The organism is Dellaglioa algida DSM 15638 (assembly GCF_001434695.1).
GTDB lineage: Bacteria > Bacillota > Bacilli > Lactobacillales > Lactobacillaceae > Dellaglioa > Dellaglioa algida.
In genome coordinates this window covers 59770-75603 of the sequence record NZ_AZDI01000009.1, presented here as the reverse complement: position 1 = coordinate 75603, position 15834 = coordinate 59770, and the positions used below count along the sequence as shown (strand labels likewise).

Below are 15834 nucleotides of genomic sequence, written 5' to 3'. Positions count from 1 at the left end.
TTCATCAACACTATTTGACATAGAGCCACTAAAAAATGATTCAAATTATGTAAAAACATAATTTGAATCATTTTTTTATTTCCCTAATTGCAGATCTCTGTCAGTTAAAAAATGTGTCATTGCAAGAACACCAGCGTCAATTGCAACTTCTTTAGGTGCTAAAAACTCAGAATGAAGTGAGTATGGACTATCGACGCCCAACCAGAACATTGTTCCGGGTATTTTAGATAGTAAAAACCCAAAATCTTCTCCGGTCATTGCAGGTTGTGTTTCGACAAATGAAACTTCAGAATCATTTTTCATAAATCGAATAAAGTTTTCAGTTTTACTTTCATTGTTCTCAACTGGTAAGTAACCGCCTTGAATTAAATTCAGTTCTACTTCACAACCATAAGTTAGTGCGATACCCTCACAAATTGTCGTTACACGCTTTTGAATTAATAAATTCATTTCTTGCGTCAGGGCCCGAATCGTCCCATTGATCTGTGCCTCGCCGGCAATCACGTTACCCGTAGTACCTGCTGTAAATTGGCCTAACGTGACAACTCCTGACTGAATCGGGTCAACATTTCGACTAACAATCGTTTGTAATTGATTAACTAATTGTGCACCCGCCACAACCATATCATTCGCTTGGTGCGGGTATGCTGCGTGCCCGCTTTTACCGGTCAAATGCGCATGGATTTCACATGTTCCCGCAAACAAAGTCCCTAATCGGGTCCCAATTGTCCCCGCAGGTAACTGCGGATTATCATGAAATGCATAAATTTCATCAGGCATCCATTCGTCTAATAAACCACTTTCATAAAGTCTTTTACCACCACTGGCATTTTCTTCCGCTGGTTGAAAAATAAAAGTCATATTCGCCATTGGTTGATTTTCTGAAAAATAATTTAAAATCCCTAATGCAACGGTCATGTGAATATCATGCCCACAAGCATGCATCCGACCCTCATTTCGTGAGGAAAATGGTAACCCCGTCTTTTCAGCGACCGGTAATCCATCAATGTCAGTTCGGTAGCCTATTGTGTAATGACCAATCGAACCAGCAAGCCGAACTAAAATCCCGGTTTCAACAGTTTTTATCGTCATAAAATTTTGATTGAATGTTGAAATTAAGTTCAATAAATAGGCTTGAGTTTCAAATTCTTCTAATCCAATTTCCGGAATTTGATGTAGGTCCCGTCTGATTTTAATTAGCTCTTCAGTTGTTAAACTCATTTCTAATTACTCCCATTCCAATTTGCTTCTAGATATTGCGTAAATCTGCTAAAATCTCTGTCTTGTCTTTTGTTTTATCATCAATATCTTTAACTTTTTTTGCCGGCATCCCTACAACTACCGTATATGGTTCAACATCTTTAGTTACAACGGCACCGGCACCGACGACAGCACCTTTACCGACACGAACCCCTTCAAGAACGACAACATTACCACCAATCAGGACATCATCTTCAATGATAACTGGCGTTGCTGAAGGTGGTTCCACAACTCCGGCAAGAACTGTTCCAGCACCAATATGACAATTTTCTCCAACAATTGCACGACCACCAAGAACTGCGCCCATATCAATCATTGTTCCCTTGCCAATTTCAGCACCAATATTAATAATTGCACCCATCATAATAACCGCATTATCGCCAATTAATACTTGATCGCGAATCACTGCGCCAGGCTCAATTCGAGCATTAATTTTTTTCAAATCTAATAATGGAACGGCTGAGTTTCGTGTTTCATTTTCAATATGCGAGCTCGTAATTTCTGGTGTTGCCTTTAAGAAAGGTTCAACATCTGCCCAATCACCAAATAAAACACCGGCTTTATCATTTAGATAATCTTCAATTGTATCAGGGACTTTAATTCCTGCTAAGTCACCTTTAACATATACTTTTACGGGTGTTTTCTTTTTCGAAGTACTAATAAAATTAATAATTTCGTGTGCATCTAAAGTTGCCATCATCATTCTCCTCTATAAGTTATATTATTTTTCTTCTTTTGTTTCAATTGCTTGAACAGTGTAATCTTTCTCAAATTCATGAGCAATATGATTCAAACTTTTCATAAGTTCACGACGCGTCACAATCCCTGTAAAACTACCATCATTAGAAACAACTGATAAAAATGGATGGTCAACAAGTAAATGTAATACATTTTCAATATCATAAGGATCTTGGATTGTCGGCATATCTGTTTCCATGACATCTTTTACGTAGATTTCATGTAACTTACTAACATCCAACTCATCCAATCCTAACATTGTCTCAGTAATCATAGATAAAGATAATAATCCTTTAAATTTATAATCATTATCTAAAACTGGAATCTTGGCATAACGCACTTTCGTTAAAACCAATAACGCATGATCCAAAAAATTATTTTCTTGGACGTTAGCAACCATCTCTGCCGGAATTAAAAAGTGTTCCTGGTTTTCGGATAACATTTTTTCAATAGACTTAGCTATCATTCAATAGATCCTCCTTCCAAACATTTAGTACATCTTCCATTTTATAATAGATTACGCTCAGACACTATTTTTTTTCAAAAATTATGGCAATAATTAATAATTATTTACATTTGTTAACAATATTGGTACCATAGTGAATATTGTGAACAAAAAATAGGAGGACACTATGGATTATACATTAACAACAAGATTAGCCGCAGAATTTATTGGTACAGCAATTATGGTAATTTTAGGTAACGGTTCTGTTGCCAACGTCGAACTTGGACATACAAAAGGACATGGTAGTGACTGGGCTTTAATCGCCTTTGGTTACGGATTTGGTGTTATGATTCCTGCCTTAATCTTTGGTAGTATTTCAGCAAATCATATTAACCCTGCCTTCACCTTAGGCTTAGCCGTTTCTGGCTTATTCCCATGGAGTGAAGTACTTCCTTATATCGCAGTACAATTTTTGGGTGCCTTTTTCGGACAGGCAGTAGTCGTAGCAACTTACAAACCTTATTATGATCAAACGACTGATCCTGAACGTATTTTGGGAACTTTCTCAACAATTGATGCAGCTCAAAGTAAATTAAATGGGTTTATTAACGAATTTGTTGGTACTTTCATTTTAATCTTTGGTGCACTTGGAATTACAAAAGCCCCATTCTTTTCTGATAACCTTGGAACGGCTCATCTTGGATTAGGTTTCTTAGTCCTCGTATTAGTTGCTTCATTAGGTGGCGCAACGGGCCCTGCTTTAAACCCAGCCCGTGACCTTGCTCCACGTTTGTTGCATCAACTTTTACCACTTAAAAATAAAGGTAAATCACAGTGGGATTATAGTTGGGTCCCAGTCGTGGCACCAATTTTAGCTGGTATTTTAGCAATCTTTGTATACAAATCATTGTTCATGTTATCATAATTTAAAATAAGCTTAAAATGACAATGTCATTTTAAGCTTATTTTTTTATCTATCAATTAACGTTTAAACTCGGAACTAAGCTCCGGAACACTCTCGTGTTGTCTCGTAAAATATGTAACACGAACAAATTTTGCATCCGCCTCAATAATTGCATAAGTTCCTCCTAGACCACGGTACTTTCCTCTCGGTAAACTGATACTCCCCGGATTCAAAATCAACATTCCATCATCAGTCATCTCACAACCTAGTTCATGCGTATGTCCAAAAAATGCAAAATTTGCATTTTTTGATTGGGCTCTTAAACTCAGCGTTAATAAATTGGTTTTTACGCCAGTTAAGTGTCCATGTGATACATAAATTGTTTCGCCATCGACAACTTTAACTAGCTCTTCTGGAAATTTCATATCGAAATCCATATTTCCAATAACGCCATTGAACACGTTAAAGAGTGAATCGTTAGCTTCTAGCTCTGAATCTCCACAATGAAAAAATGCATCAACTTTATTTTTATTATGCGCTAAAATAGATTCTAGTATCTCTCGATCACCATGACTATCACTGACAACTAAGCATTTCATCTTATTTCTCCCACCAATCATTAAATTCTGACATTAAATTAACGGTTGCGCGGCCCCGATGACTAATTTTATTTTTTTCGGTTTCAGTTAATTCAGCCATTGACTTATCTAATTCTGGTACATAAAATAATGGATCATAACCGAATCCGTTATCTCCGCGTGGTATCCCCAAAATTAAACCGGCAACTTCACCATCCGCTACCAGTGACTCACTACCCGGTCTGGCAAAAACTAATGTTGTATGGAAGGTTGCTGTTCGCTCTTCTTTGGGAACATCAGTCAATTCATGTAGTAATTTTGCGTTATTAGCTGCATCATCATGATCCCTAGCGTATCTAGCAGAAAAAATTCCGGGTCTCCCACCTAGAGCATCTACCATTAATCCAGAATCATCAGCTAAAACGGGTAACTTAGTTAGATTTGAAATTGTTTCAGCTTTTAATTTAGCATTTTCTTCAAATGTTTTACCGGTTTCTTCGACGTCTGGTAACTCAGGATAGTCCAATAAGGTCGTAATCTTGAAACCTAATGGATTGAAAAGACGTTTAAATTCGGTCGCTTTCCCCTCATTTTTGGTTGCAATTAAAATAACATCTTTTTGATTCTCAATATGATTATTTTGAATTAAAATAGTTTGTTTTTGTGAATTGCCCATTAATTCTGATAATCCTTCCATTGCGCCGCCTAAAAGCTGAGTTAGCTTATCGCCAAGTAAGTCGGCATTTGACTTTTCAAAATTTAATTGTAAAAACGCACCAGACTCATTTTGTACAATGACTAGATGGCTATCAGCGTCTGATTCTTCTTGACCAGTTAAATCGACAAACAATTCAAAATCAATAAACCCTACATTAACTGCTGAGAATGGTTTTAATTGTTGACCGTCATTCTGTAATAATAAGTTTTGAATGGCAACATAACTCGCGTTAATAACTGCCGCAACAACATCTCCATCAACCTGCGTAATTTGTACTTGTAATGCAAATCCTTTTTCTTTTAAAGGCTCTGCCAATGCCGTTTTAAGTGATGACGTTATTACATCCACATTAACTGATGCTTTAATCCCCAGCCACTGATTAATATCAACCGTTAATTCGCCTGCAGTCGATACCTCGTTAACCAGTATCGTTACCTTAGTCAGCCCCAGTCGGTATTCAATTGCGCTGTCTACTTGTTTAAGACTTAACTTTGTAATTGAGACAGGTCTAACTTCTAAATTATCGCGATTCTCGTGTTTACGCATGCTAGTCTCCTTGACCTAAATGAATTGTTTTAGCGTTAATATTTTCCAAACCTAACCAACCTGAAGCAATTTCATTAAAATCGTCTGAACTTCCCGTTGTGTAAAATTCATGCGTTGTTTCTTCTTCACGTTTAGCCGCGATATCAAAATAGTCCAGTATAGTTGAAACATCGTTAACCGTTTCGGCTCCTGAATCAATTAGCGTAACCTTATCACCAACAGCTTTTTGGATAAATGGTCTTAAAAGCGGATAGTGCGTGCAGCCCATAACTAGAGTATCAATATTCTTATCATCAAAGAATCCCAAAGTTTCAGCGACAACCTGTTCAGCATATTTTGATTCGTATTGGTCATTCTCAACAATTTGTACAAATTCGGGGCATGGTAAACTAGTTACAAATAAATTTGGATTTTTCTCATGCAAAGTTCGTTTATATGCGCCACTTTTAATTGTTCCTTCCGTACCAATAACACCAACCCGTTGATTTTTGGATGATTTTATTGCAGCTCGACTTCCTGGTTTTATAACACCAATTACGGGGATTGCTAATTTTTCTCGCAAATCGTCTAATGCCGCAGCAGTCGCCGTATTACATGCGATTACTAACATTTTTATTCCCTTACTTAATAAGAAAGACGTCATCTCCCATGTAAACTCTAGAACCTGTTCTGAGGGTCTAGGACCGTATGGCATTCTAGCCGTATCACCTAGATAGTAAATTTTTTCATTTGGTAGTTGTTTAAGTGCTTCTTTTACAACCGTTAATCCACCAACGCCTGAATCTATAAATCCAATTGCTTGATTATTCATTATTTTAACCTCTTTTTAAATTACTTAGTACCTTCAATTATGACTTGTCTTTGCTTAAAATTCAAGTCTAGCCAATTATCTTTGACCTCCAAAAAATAATATCATCTAATCTTAAATAACGGTATAATGAAAACATATAACATATTTAGAGGGAGATCCAAATGAAGTCTAATTCAATTGAAAACTTATTATCCGCTGATACAAATAACATGTTCGCTTATGAACTTTTACGCGACAGTTTAATACCAGAAGTGTTCGGTACGGATACAACCATCTTATATTGGGCTGGTAAGAAAATGGCTCGTAATATCAATTTAGCTAGCATCACAGATCTTGTGACTTTTTTCGAAAAAGCAAATTGGGGGAACCTTGAGATTGTTAAGGAAAAGAAAGATAAACAAACTTGGTTACTCTCAGGCGATATCGTTAAATTCCGACAGAATCAAGTGAAAACAGCAGATTTTAATCTTGAAGCTGGATTCATTGCCGAGACAATTCAAATTCAAAGTGGTTTCACATCAGAAACAATTGTTGAAAATCAGAATAGTAAATCCGGGGTTTCAATCATTGTTCAAACTGATTTAAAAAATCCGAACGAAGTAGAACCCACAAATCAATTTCATTTTGAAAAATCAACTGATAACGACTAATTTTTATAGCAATAGTTGTCCGACAAAAAAAGAGTTAACCTTTGGGTTAACTCTTTTTTTGATATTAAATATATTTAGCTAATACTTCTTTAACTTGATCTTTTGAATGATAACCAACGATCGTATCAACAACTTCGCCATCTTTTTTAATCATTAATGTTGGAATACTCATGATACCAAAAGATTGTGCCGTTGCGGGGTTTTGATCAATATCCATTTTAGAAAATTTAACCGTCTCGCCCATTTCTTGTTCTAATTCTTCAATTGCTGGTGTTTGCATGCGACAAGGACCACACCATGTTGCCCAAAAGTCTGTTAATGTCACACCTGAATCAGTAACTGTTTCAAATTCTTTATCTGTAATTGCTTGTACCATTCGAATTCCTCCTCTGTTATATTATGCTAATATCATATCAGAGAATATGAATATACGCTATATTTTTGCTTACAAAAAGTAATGAATTACTTAAAGTGAACAATTGTTGCGCCATTGCCTCCAGCATTAGGTGCCGCAAATTCAAATGATTTAACATGACGATTAGCCTTCAAATAATCTGTTATTCCAGTCCTTAAAGCTCCTGTCCCTTTACCATGTACAATTGTAACTGAAGCATATCCGGCAAGCAGTACAGAATCAATATACTGATCAACTTGACTCATCGCATCATCATAACGTTGACCACGAAGGTCAAGTGATGTTGATGTACTCGTAGAAGCAGCATTCTTAAAGACCGTTCGATCTTTCTTGTCACTCTCAACATGAACTTTCTGAAGATCATCTTCACTAATTTTCATTTTTAGAATACCAAGTTGAACTTCCCATTCCGTCTTACTCATTTTTTTAACTAAAACACCTTGTTGACCATATGTTTTAACTAAAACATCATCATTCACACGAAATTCCTGCTTACTTTTAGCACGTTGAAGAACTTTATTTTTCTTCAACGCATCTGTTGGCTGGTGCATCTGTGATAACTGCGACTTAGCATCAATAAGCTTATGTTCTTTTATGGCCTGTCCCTGAGTAATTTGCATTTGACGAATTTTTTTAATAATTTTATCAGCATCTATTTCAGCGTCCGCCACAATATCATTAGCCTTTTCTTTGGCTTTATTTGTCATTGATTCTCTTTGCGTGACAAAATCACCATATTCTTTAGCAAGATCATCATGTAATTTTGTCGCATCAGTTAATTGGACTTGTAAGGCTAATGCTTCATCTTCTGCTTCTTTTCGCTTACTCATCAAATCAGAAATCATTTCATTCAAATCTTGACTATCTTGATCTGTCAGGCTTTGAGCTTGATCAACAATCGCCGAATCCAACCCAATTTTACGAGAAATATCAAACGCATTACTACGACCAGGAATACCAATTAACAGGCGATATGTTGGTTGTAGCGTAACACTGTCAAATTCCATGCTGGCATTAATTGTTCCAGCACGGTTAAACCCGTAAGCTTTTAATTCAGGATAATGCGTTGTTGCAACCGTGTAACTCCCTTTTGCACCAACCGCGTCAAGAATCGAAATGGCTAAAGCAGCACCTTCTTGCGGGTCCGTTCCAGCGCCTAATTCATCAAATAAGACTAATGAACGGTCATTAATATTGGCCAGAATTGAGACAATATTAGTCATATGGGCAGAGAACGTACTTAGACTCTGTTCAATCGATTGTTCATCCCCAATATCCGCAAAGATATCTTCAAAAATACCGATACGACTACCTTCACTCGTAGGAATATTCAATCCAGACTGACCCATCATTTGAATAAGGCCCAGCGTCTTCAATGTAATTGTTTTACCACCGGTATTAGGTCCCGTAACAACAATTGCCTGATAATCTTTCCCTAGCATAATATCATTAGCAACCACTTTTTTACTATCTAATAATGGATGACGCGCTTGTCTTAAGAAGATGTCATTCTCAACACTGATTGTAGGTTCAGTTGCTTTAATTGAACTTGCATACTGCGCCTTAGCATTAACGAAATCAAAATGACCCAGAATATAAGCATTTTCTAAAATTTCTGCAGTAAAAGGTGCAATTAGTTCAGATAGCTCAGCTAAGATACGACGTTCTTCATCAGCCTGAGCGAGTTGTTGTTCACGTAATCGATTATTCATTTCAACAATTGCTTGAGGTTCAATAAATAATGTTTGCCCCGTCGCACTTTGATCATGAACGGCACCACCAAATTGGCCACGATATTCGGCCTTAACTGGGATTACGTAACGTTCATTTCGAATTGTTATTAATGCCTCACTTAGATATTTGGCACTCTTTCCACGTGTAAATTCTTGTAATTTTGCTCTAATGGCACTTTCTGAACGTAAGATGTTTTGTCTAATATTATGCAGTACTGGTGATGCTTCGTCAGTTATATGACCATCATTCTCGATAGATTGGTTTAATCTACGACTAATATCGGGTAAATTTTCAAGTTTGTCTATCCAATCGAACAGTCTAACCAATTCTATTTCAGAGTCCGCCAAATCCTTGAAAAATAATTTTATTTCATTAGTTGTTCTTAAAACACGACCAACTGCTGCCAACTCCTTACCATTCAAAGAAGCACCCATATCAAGCCGTTTCATGTGTGGTTTCACATTAACTAATTGTGGTAATGGAATACCTCCACGTAAACGTAATATTTTAACGGCATCTTGTGTCTCATCTAAATCTTTTTGAATTTTTTCAAGATCAATCATTGGTTTCAGGCCGTTAACTTCTTCTTGACCAGATTCAGTCGATATAAAAGCTTGAATTTGTTGTTTAACTTTTTGGTATTCTAATGTATTTAAGCCTTTTTCGTTCATAGTTTAATCCTCCTAGCGTTAATCCGTGGCTTCTTTTGTTATAAATATCTGTTTGGCCACTGTAGGCGTCTCTGTTAGTATTTTTTGTGCGATAGTTGACTCTGAAACGGATGCATTAATGGTTTCGTTTGGCCAAATTGATAAAACGGTCAAACCAACAAAAATAAAAACAAACATCAACGCAACAGATAAAAATCCTCCGATTAGAGAATTAACTTGATGGATAACAGGAAGTTTCGTTACAGAATTTACAACCCTAATCACACTTCTTACAAGTATTCCACCGACTAAAAGTAAGATAGAAAATACAATCATCGAATAGAAATTAGTTTGAACATGATTTGCGATAGTCGTACCGCCTGTCGTCGAAAATTTTGGAAAATATTCCCCAAGCCAATTAGTGACAGGATTGGTTAACACACGGGCAAATAAATAGATGGCGATAAATCCAACCATCCTTAAAAGCGTTAATACTAACCCTTGTTTGTAGCCACTAAAAAATGACACGATTAATAAAAAAATAACAATTAAAGAAACTGTCATAATATTACTCCTTTACTTGTGTTTCACCATTAATTTCGTTTAATTTTTCTTGCAATTTAATTTGATCTGAGACAGCATTGATTGCGACCAACATGGCTGCCTGTTCATCATCTATCTCAGGTAACATCTCTTTCACAGATTGAAATTCATTTTTCACTAATGTTGCTACGGCATCCATGTGCATATCTGATTCTGACCCAACAATTGTATACACTTTTTTACCGATTTTTGTTTTATATCTATTTTTTTGATTTTCCAATGAACACCCTCCTTGCATTTAATCATTTAAAAATAATTTTACCACGAATTACATAAAAGATATACGTTATCACAATTTAGAGAAGATAATCTTAAGCAAAATAAAAAAGTTAAACCAACCGGCTCAACTTTTCAACATAAAATCTTATTGCATACTCTCATCTGAAAGGAAGGTATTCAAGACTTCTTCAACCATATCCCATTCAGCGTCATCTTCAATTGGTTCTAAATCACTTTCAGTTGCTTCACCGTTTTCATTGGGGTTAAATGAGTAGGCTTGAATTTCAACCTCTTCATCTGCCTCTGAACCTAATGGGTAGAGCATGATGTATGATTTGTTATAATCATCAGATTCAAATGTGAATAAAACTTCAAAAAGTGTTTCATTACCATTATCATCTACCAATGTAATTTGTTGGTTTTCTTCTTCATTATTCATGTTGTGCCCTCACTTTATTCTTTAGTTAATTTGCCTTTACCATCTAGATAATTCTGTAAAATAAGGCTTGCGGCAAGTTTATCAATTACTTTTTTTCTTTTTTTTCTTGATGTGTCAGCCTGTTCAACAAGCATACGTTCTGCCTCAACCGTTGTCAACCGTTCATCTTGAAAATCAATAGGTAGTCCAAAAGTTTCTACCAATAAATCACCGTATTTCTGTGCGGCTTCGGCTCGTGGACCTAATGAATTATTCATGTTTTTAGGTAATCCAATCACAAATCCAGTCACTTCGTACTCTGCAACCAGCTCCTTAACGCGATCAATCCCAAATTCACTTCTGTCTTCATTAATACGAATAATTTCAACGCCTTGGGCAGTCCATCCTAACAAATCGCTCATTGAAACGCCAACCGTTCTTGAACCAACATCCAAGCCCATTAATCTCATTTAACTGCCTACTTTTCTTCTTTATTTAAGTAATTTTTAACTAATTCTTCCACAATTTCATCACGTTCATATTTTCTAATTAAGTTCCGCGCATCATTATATCTAGGGATATACGCGGGGTCGCCCGATAACAAATAGCCAACAATTTGGTTAATAGGATTGTACCCTTTTTCTTCTAGCGACTGGTAAACAGTCACCAAAGTATCGTGGACATCTTTTTTATTATTTTCGTCGAACTCAAAGAACATTGTTTTATCTAATGAACTCATAAAGCGGCACCCCCATCTATTTATTAACTTACCTCTATTCTACTAAAAATTAACGCATCCGACAATCAAAATAGACTGATGTAATCAAGCCGTAATATAACAAAAAAGTATTTACCTAATTAAATAGATAAATACTCCTTTAATTTTTATTTAGTTTGATTTTCTAACCAATTTGTTGCCTCTTTGATTGCGTCACCCAACCCGGCTGGATTCTTACCACCGGCTTGTGCTAAATCTGGTCGGCCACCACCACCGCCACCGACGAACGGTGCGATTGTCTTAATTAAATCTCCAGCTTTTAACCCCGATTTAATTCCATCGGCGCTAACGGCAGTAATTAAATTAACTTTACCATCATCACTTGTCGTTCCAATTGCCAGGACATCTGATAAGCCCTGTGTTTTCCACTGATCCGCAAGCTGACGTAATTGAGACATTCCGGAAACCGAAACTTGTGCTGCGATAAGTGTTTTACCATTAATTTCTTGTTTATTCTTAAAGACATCTCCAGCTTGTTGGCTGGCAATTTTATCCTCAAATGCTTGAATCTGTTGTTCGCTAGTTTTTAATGAAGCCTGAAGTTGTTCTATTTTCTTAGGTACTTCCACAACTTTATTAGCTTTTACTTGTTGTGCCACTGATTCTAAAAGGGTACTTCGACCATTTAAAAAGTCAAATGCTTCTTTAGAAGTTACTGCTTCAATTCGGCGAACACCAGCACCAACACCTGATTCAGAAATGATTTTAAATAAACCAATTTCGCTGGTATTAGCAACATGTGTCCCACCACAGAACTCAATTGAATAATCACCAATTTTAACGACACGAACGATTTTGCCATATTTTTCTGAGAATAAAGCAATAGCACCCATATTCTTAGCAGATTCAATATCCGTTTCAACCGTCTCGACGGCCAATTCAGCCCAAATTTTATCGTTAACAATCTTTTCAACTTTTTCCAATTGTTTTTCTGAAACAGAACCAATATTTGTAAAATCAAAACGTAAATAAGTTGGTTCAACAAGTGATCCAGCTTGGTGAGTATGCTCACCCAAGACATCCCTTAATGCTTGATCAAGTAAATGAGTGGCCGTATGATTTTTTTCAACTTTCTTATGGAAATCTTGATTAATTTCTAAAGATACTAATTGATTTTTCTCCATAGGTGCAAGAACTTTAATCGCATGTAAGTTTTGTCCATTTGGTGCATGCTGAACATCTTCTACCTCGGCAATGACATTACCACTCGTATCTTTAACAGTCCCTTTATCGGCAACTTGTCCACCCATCTCAGCATAAAAAGGTGTCTTAGAGAATATAACCTGTGCATTGTCTCCCGGTTTAATCGTATCCACTAATTCATTATCAACGATTAAATCAACTATTTCTGTTTCATTAACATCGGGATGCGTATATCCGACGTACTCACTAACCGTTTTAATATCGGTTAATAACCCATTTTGAACGCCCATTGACTTCGCGTTACCACGAGCAGCGCGGGCACGTTCCTTTTGTTGTTGCATTTCTGCATTAAAACCTTCTTGATCGACTGATAGGCCTTCATCTTCTGCGTATTCTTTTGTTAATTCAAATGGAAATCCATAAGTATCATATAATTTAAAGACTCCGGCACCAGATAATTCTGATTTATTTTCTGCCTTAGTTGTCTCAATCAGATTATTCAACAATTGCAATCCATCTTTTAACGTTTCATTAAAACGTTCTTCTTCAGAACGCACAATTTTAGAAATATACTCAGCTTGTTCTAAAACTTCCGGATAATAATCCTTCATGATATTTCCAACGACGGGTACAAGTTGCGTTAAAAATGATCCTTCAATACCTAATTTTTGTCCATGCATAACAGCACGACGGATTAAACGACGGATAACATAACCACGTCCTTCATTTGAAGGCAATGCGCCATCACCAATTGCAAACGAAATAGCACGTACATGATCCGCAATAACTTTAAATGAAATATCATCTTGTTCATTATCGTCATATTTTTTATTATCACTCATTTTTTCAGTTGCATCGATTAATGGTAAAAATAGATCCGTCTCAAAATTAGTCTTAGCATTTTGGAAAATAGAAACAACACGTTCTAAGCCCATCCCCGTATCAATATTTTGATGAGGTAATGGTTCATACGTATTTTCAGGTGTGTGATTAAATTCAGAGAAAACAATGTTCCAAACTTCTAGATAACGTTCATTTTCACCACCAGGATAATTCTCAGGATCATCTTCAGCCAAATTATTGAAACTTTGTCCACGATCATAGAATATTTCTGTATCGGGTCCACTAGGTCCTTGACCAATATCCCAAAAGTTATCTTCTACTTCTACAAGGTGATTCTTGGGTAATTTAACCTCTTCCAACCAAATCCGTTTCGCTTCTAAATCCTTTGGATAAACGGTAACGTATAATTTTTCAGGATCAAAAGCAAACCATTTTTCACTTGTCAGTAATTCCCAAGCCCAATTAATTGCTTCGGGTTTAAAGTAATCACCAATTGAAAAGTTACCTAGCATCTCAAATAACGTATGGTGACGTGCTGTTTTCCCTACATTTTCGATATCATTTGTTCTGATACTTTTTTGCGCATTCGTAATCCTGGGGTTTTCTGGTACAACTGACCCGTCAAAATATTTTTTTAAAGTGGCCACGCCCGAATTGATCCACAATAACGTTGGATCATCTACGGGGAGTAATGAAGCACTTGGTTCAATGGTATGCCCTTTTTCTTTAAAGAAATCTAGATACATTTGTCTAATTTCAGTACTTGTCATTTTTTTCATAGGTGTAACTTCCCTTCTATTTTTAAGCAAAAAACACCGCTGCGAGTAAGGACGCTTATAGCGCGGTACCACCTTACTTGCAACGATGTTTTAGTCGTTTACCTCTTAAGCTCGATAACGTTGAGTGGACGTCATTCTCTACATTCATATCACAAGGTAGCTCTTTTAAATAATCATTTCTCTCAGCAAACGAAATGTTTCTGTCCATCTATTTAAAATTATCCTTGTTTCTAATAAAAATTATATTGAAAACCACTCAAATTGTCAAATCTAGCTTACGATTCTTTACGATTTTGCTTTCTGTTAACGCGACGATCCATTTGATCTTTACGTTTAATTGCTTTTTGGATCTTTTTCTTGTATCCAGGTTTACGTTTTTTCTTCTCTTTTTTAACCATTCCCTTAATAACGGGAGCTAAAGGATCTTTTGTTTGTTTACGATTTTCACGACGATTACGATCATAAGAGTCAACGATTTCGCCTTTTTTAATATCTTTGGGCGCAAATTTAATACCCATTGCTTCTAATTCAGCAATTTTATTTTCTTCATTTGGTTCATATAATGTCATCGCAATTCCGCTAAGGCCATTACGACCAGTACGTCCAACTCGATGAATAAAGAATTCTAAGTCGTTTGGAATATCATCATTAATAACATGTGAAACACCTTCAATATCAATTCCACGGGCAGCTAAATCAGTTGCAACCACATATTGAAAATCTAATTTTTGTACTTCTTTCATTACGCGTTTTCGTTCACGAGCTGGAACATCCCCATGAATTTTGGCAACTTTTAAATCTTTGCCACGTAAGTATTCAACAATTTCATCAACACGCGTTTTTGTATTGGCAAAAATAAGTGCAATATAAGGTTGGCCCATTGTAATTAATTGATAAATAACTTCATTTCGATCGTGTCCTTTTGTCGGAATAATCCAATTTTCAATCGTATCACTAATCACTGACTTAGCAGCAATTTCTTCAACAACCGGATTTTTCATGTACTTCTTTAAAAATGGTTGTAACTTCTGAGGAATCGTTGCTGAAAAGACCATCATTTGAAGATCAGAAGGTAAGGCCGAAGCAATCTGGTCCGTCTCCTTCAAAAATCCCAAATCAAGCGTCATATCAGCTTCATCGACAACTAAGATTGAGGCATTATGGATGTCTAAATCGTTACTACCCATTAAATCAGCAATTCGTCCAGGCGTCCCGATAACAATTTGTGGTTGTCTTCTACTTAATTTATCAATTTGACGTTGTTTATCTGTCCCACCAACATAATTTTGGATATGAATTGGTTCAGGACTAAATTCTGCCAATTGTTTTGCAGCTTCATAAATTTGGTAAGCAAGTTCACGACTTGGCGTTGTGATAACTGCTTGAACCGTATTGTTAGTTGAATCAATTTGGTTAAAGATTGGTAATAAGAAAGTATGTGTTTTACCACTCCCTGTTTGGGATTGGCCTACGACGCTTTTGCCCTTCATAATAACGGGAATTAGTCGTTGTTGAACTTCCGTTGGTACATTGAAATGAATCGCCTCAATCGCTTTTAAAAGATACGATTTTAGGCCAAAATTTTTAAAGTTTTCTGGCATC

General features: G+C 36.2%; 17 protein-coding genes. 2 read left to right on the top strand and 15 right to left on the bottom strand.

Features of this window, described 5'->3' with window-relative positions:
* Window positions 1–75 precede the first annotated feature (75 nt).
* From FC66_RS06555 to cbpB, 3 genes are read right to left on the bottom strand one after another with little or no spacing between them, the layout of a single operon-like run.
* Complete coding sequence (locus FC66_RS06555; RefSeq protein ID WP_057974585.1) at window positions 76–1221, bottom strand: N-acetyldiaminopimelate deacetylase; 1146 nt, start codon at window positions 1219–1221, stop codon at window positions 76–78.
* Window positions 1222–1249: 28 nt separating this feature from the next.
* Entirely contained in the window at window positions 1250–1957 is a 708-nt protein-coding gene (gene dapD / locus FC66_RS06550) for a 2,3,4,5-tetrahydropyridine-2,6-dicarboxylate N-acetyltransferase (protein ID WP_057974584.1), read from the bottom strand.
* Between the two features lie 24 nt (window positions 1958–1981).
* Window positions 1982–2464 carry a cyclic-di-AMP-binding protein CbpB gene (gene cbpB, locus FC66_RS06545; protein WP_057974583.1) on the bottom strand — a complete coding sequence of 161 codons (483 nt, stop codon included), beginning with the start codon at window positions 2462–2464 and terminating at the stop codon, window positions 1982–1984.
* A 166-nt stretch (window positions 2465–2630) separates the two neighbouring features.
* Here cbpB and FC66_RS06540 point away from each other — a divergent pair, with 166 nt between their 5' ends.
* Window positions 2631–3368 (top strand): MIP/aquaporin family protein, encoded by a 738-nt coding sequence (locus FC66_RS06540; protein WP_057974582.1) that lies wholly within the window; start codon window positions 2631–2633, stop codon window positions 3366–3368.
* 56 nt (window positions 3369–3424) lie between these two features.
* Here FC66_RS06540 and FC66_RS06535 read toward each other — a convergent pair whose 3' ends face one another.
* From FC66_RS06535 to racE, 3 genes are read right to left on the bottom strand one after another with little or no spacing between them, the layout of a single operon-like run.
* Window positions 3425–3946, bottom strand: a complete 522-nt coding sequence (locus FC66_RS06535) for a metallophosphoesterase (protein ID WP_057974581.1) — start codon at window positions 3944–3946, stop codon at window positions 3425–3427.
* Between the two features lies 1 nt (window position 3947).
* Window positions 3948–5189, bottom strand: coding sequence for an XTP/dITP diphosphatase (locus FC66_RS06530; protein ID WP_057974580.1), 1242 nt, complete (start codon window positions 5187–5189; stop codon window positions 3948–3950).
* Window position 5190: 1 nt separating this feature from the next.
* Window positions 5191–6000: a glutamate racemase gene (racE, locus tag FC66_RS06525; protein ID WP_057974579.1), complete on the bottom strand. Its 810-nt coding sequence runs from the start codon at window positions 5998–6000 to the stop codon at window positions 5191–5193.
* 161 nt (window positions 6001–6161) lie between these two features.
* Between racE and FC66_RS06520 the strand changes: the two genes are divergently transcribed.
* On the top strand, window positions 6162–6650 hold the full coding sequence (locus FC66_RS06520) for a YslB family protein (RefSeq protein ID WP_057974578.1): 489 nt from the start codon (window positions 6162–6164) through the stop codon (window positions 6648–6650).
* Between the two features lie 64 nt (window positions 6651–6714).
* Here the strand turns inward: FC66_RS06520 and trxA are convergent, their stop codons facing one another.
* The 9 genes from trxA to FC66_RS06475 all read right to left on the bottom strand — a co-directional run bounded on the left by trxA (window position 6715) and on the right by FC66_RS06475 (window position 15833).
* Window positions 6715–7026, bottom strand: coding sequence for a thioredoxin (gene trxA, locus FC66_RS06515; RefSeq protein WP_057974577.1), 312 nt, complete (start codon window positions 7024–7026; stop codon window positions 6715–6717).
* 86 nt (window positions 7027–7112) lie between these two features.
* Window positions 7113–9470 carry an endonuclease MutS2 gene (locus FC66_RS06510; protein ID WP_057974576.1) on the bottom strand — a complete coding sequence of 786 codons (2358 nt, stop codon included), beginning with the start codon at window positions 9468–9470 and terminating at the stop codon, window positions 7113–7115.
* Between the two features lie 18 nt (window positions 9471–9488).
* Window positions 9489–10013 carry a CvpA family protein gene (locus FC66_RS06505; RefSeq protein ID WP_057974575.1) on the bottom strand — a complete coding sequence of 175 codons (525 nt, stop codon included), beginning with the start codon at window positions 10011–10013 and terminating at the stop codon, window positions 9489–9491.
* 4 nt (window positions 10014–10017) lie between these two features.
* Window positions 10018–10272 carry a cell division protein ZapA gene (zapA, locus tag FC66_RS06500; RefSeq protein ID WP_057974574.1) on the bottom strand — a complete coding sequence of 85 codons (255 nt, stop codon included), beginning with the start codon at window positions 10270–10272 and terminating at the stop codon, window positions 10018–10020.
* Window positions 10273–10416: 144 nt separating this feature from the next.
* Window positions 10417–10710 carry a DUF1292 domain-containing protein gene (locus FC66_RS06495; protein ID WP_057974573.1) on the bottom strand — a complete coding sequence of 98 codons (294 nt, stop codon included), beginning with the start codon at window positions 10708–10710 and terminating at the stop codon, window positions 10417–10419.
* Window positions 10711–10724: 14 nt separating this feature from the next.
* Entirely contained in the window at window positions 10725–11159 is a 435-nt protein-coding gene (gene ruvX, locus FC66_RS06490) for a Holliday junction resolvase RuvX (protein ID WP_057974572.1), read from the bottom strand.
* Between the two features lie 8 nt (window positions 11160–11167).
* Window positions 11168–11428, bottom strand: a complete 261-nt coding sequence (locus tag FC66_RS06485; protein ID WP_057974571.1) for an IreB family regulatory phosphoprotein — start codon at window positions 11426–11428, stop codon at window positions 11168–11170.
* A gap of 146 nt (window positions 11429–11574) precedes the next feature.
* Window positions 11575–14232 carry an alanine--tRNA ligase gene (gene alaS / locus FC66_RS06480; RefSeq protein ID WP_057974570.1) on the bottom strand — a complete coding sequence of 886 codons (2658 nt, stop codon included), beginning with the start codon at window positions 14230–14232 and terminating at the stop codon, window positions 11575–11577.
* Window positions 14233–14507: 275 nt separating this feature from the next.
* Window positions 14508–15833 (bottom strand): DEAD/DEAH box helicase, encoded by a 1326-nt coding sequence (locus tag FC66_RS06475; RefSeq protein WP_057974569.1) that lies wholly within the window; start codon window positions 15831–15833, stop codon window positions 14508–14510.
* Window position 15834: the final 1 nt, after the last annotated feature.

Excerpts from the sequence above, each read along its gene's own strand:
- FC66_RS06535 (WP_057974581.1), bottom strand. The coding sequence starts at position 3,946 with ATGAAATGCTTAGTTGTCAGTGATAGTCATGGTGATCGAGAGATACTA.
- racE (WP_057974579.1), bottom strand. The coding sequence starts at position 6,000 with ATGAATAATCAAGCAATTGGATTTATAGATTCAGGCGTTGGTGGATTA.
- FC66_RS06540 (WP_057974582.1), top strand. The coding sequence starts at position 2,631 with ATGGATTATACATTAACAACAAGATTAGCCGCAGAATTTATTGGTACA.
- dapD (WP_057974584.1), bottom strand. The coding sequence starts at position 1,957 with ATGGCAACTTTAGATGCACACGAAATTATTAATTTTATTAGTACTTCG.
- FC66_RS06530 (WP_057974580.1), bottom strand. The coding sequence starts at position 5,189 with ATGCGTAAACACGAGAATCGCGATAATTTAGAAGTTAGACCTGTCTCA.
- FC66_RS06555 (WP_057974585.1), bottom strand. The coding sequence starts at position 1,221 with ATGAGTTTAACAACTGAAGAGCTAATTAAAATCAGACGGGACCTACAT.
- FC66_RS06485 (WP_057974571.1), bottom strand. The coding sequence starts at position 11,428 with ATGAGTTCATTAGATAAAACAATGTTCTTTGAGTTCGACGAAAATAAT.
- FC66_RS06520 (WP_057974578.1), top strand. The coding sequence starts at position 6,162 with ATGAAGTCTAATTCAATTGAAAACTTATTATCCGCTGATACAAATAAC.
- FC66_RS06510 (WP_057974576.1), bottom strand. The coding sequence starts at position 9,470 with ATGAACGAAAAAGGCTTAAATACATTAGAATACCAAAAAGTTAAACAA.
- trxA (WP_057974577.1), bottom strand. The coding sequence starts at position 7,026 with ATGGTACAAGCAATTACAGATAAAGAATTTGAAACAGTTACTGATTCA.
- ruvX (WP_057974572.1), bottom strand. The coding sequence starts at position 11,159 with ATGAGATTAATGGGCTTGGATGTTGGTTCAAGAACGGTTGGCGTTTCA.
- cbpB (WP_057974583.1), bottom strand. The coding sequence starts at position 2,464 with ATGATAGCTAAGTCTATTGAAAAAATGTTATCCGAAAACCAGGAACAC.
- FC66_RS06505 (WP_057974575.1), bottom strand. The coding sequence starts at position 10,013 with ATGACAGTTTCTTTAATTGTTATTTTTTTATTAATCGTGTCATTTTTT.
- FC66_RS06495 (WP_057974573.1), bottom strand. The coding sequence starts at position 10,710 with ATGAATAATGAAGAAGAAAACCAACAAATTACATTGGTAGATGATAAT.
- alaS (WP_057974570.1), bottom strand. The coding sequence starts at position 14,232 with ATGAAAAAAATGACAAGTACTGAAATTAGACAAATGTATCTAGATTTC.
- FC66_RS06475 (WP_057974569.1), bottom strand. The coding sequence starts at position 15,833 with ATGCCAGAAAACTTTAAAAATTTTGGCCTAAAATCGTATCTTTTAAAA.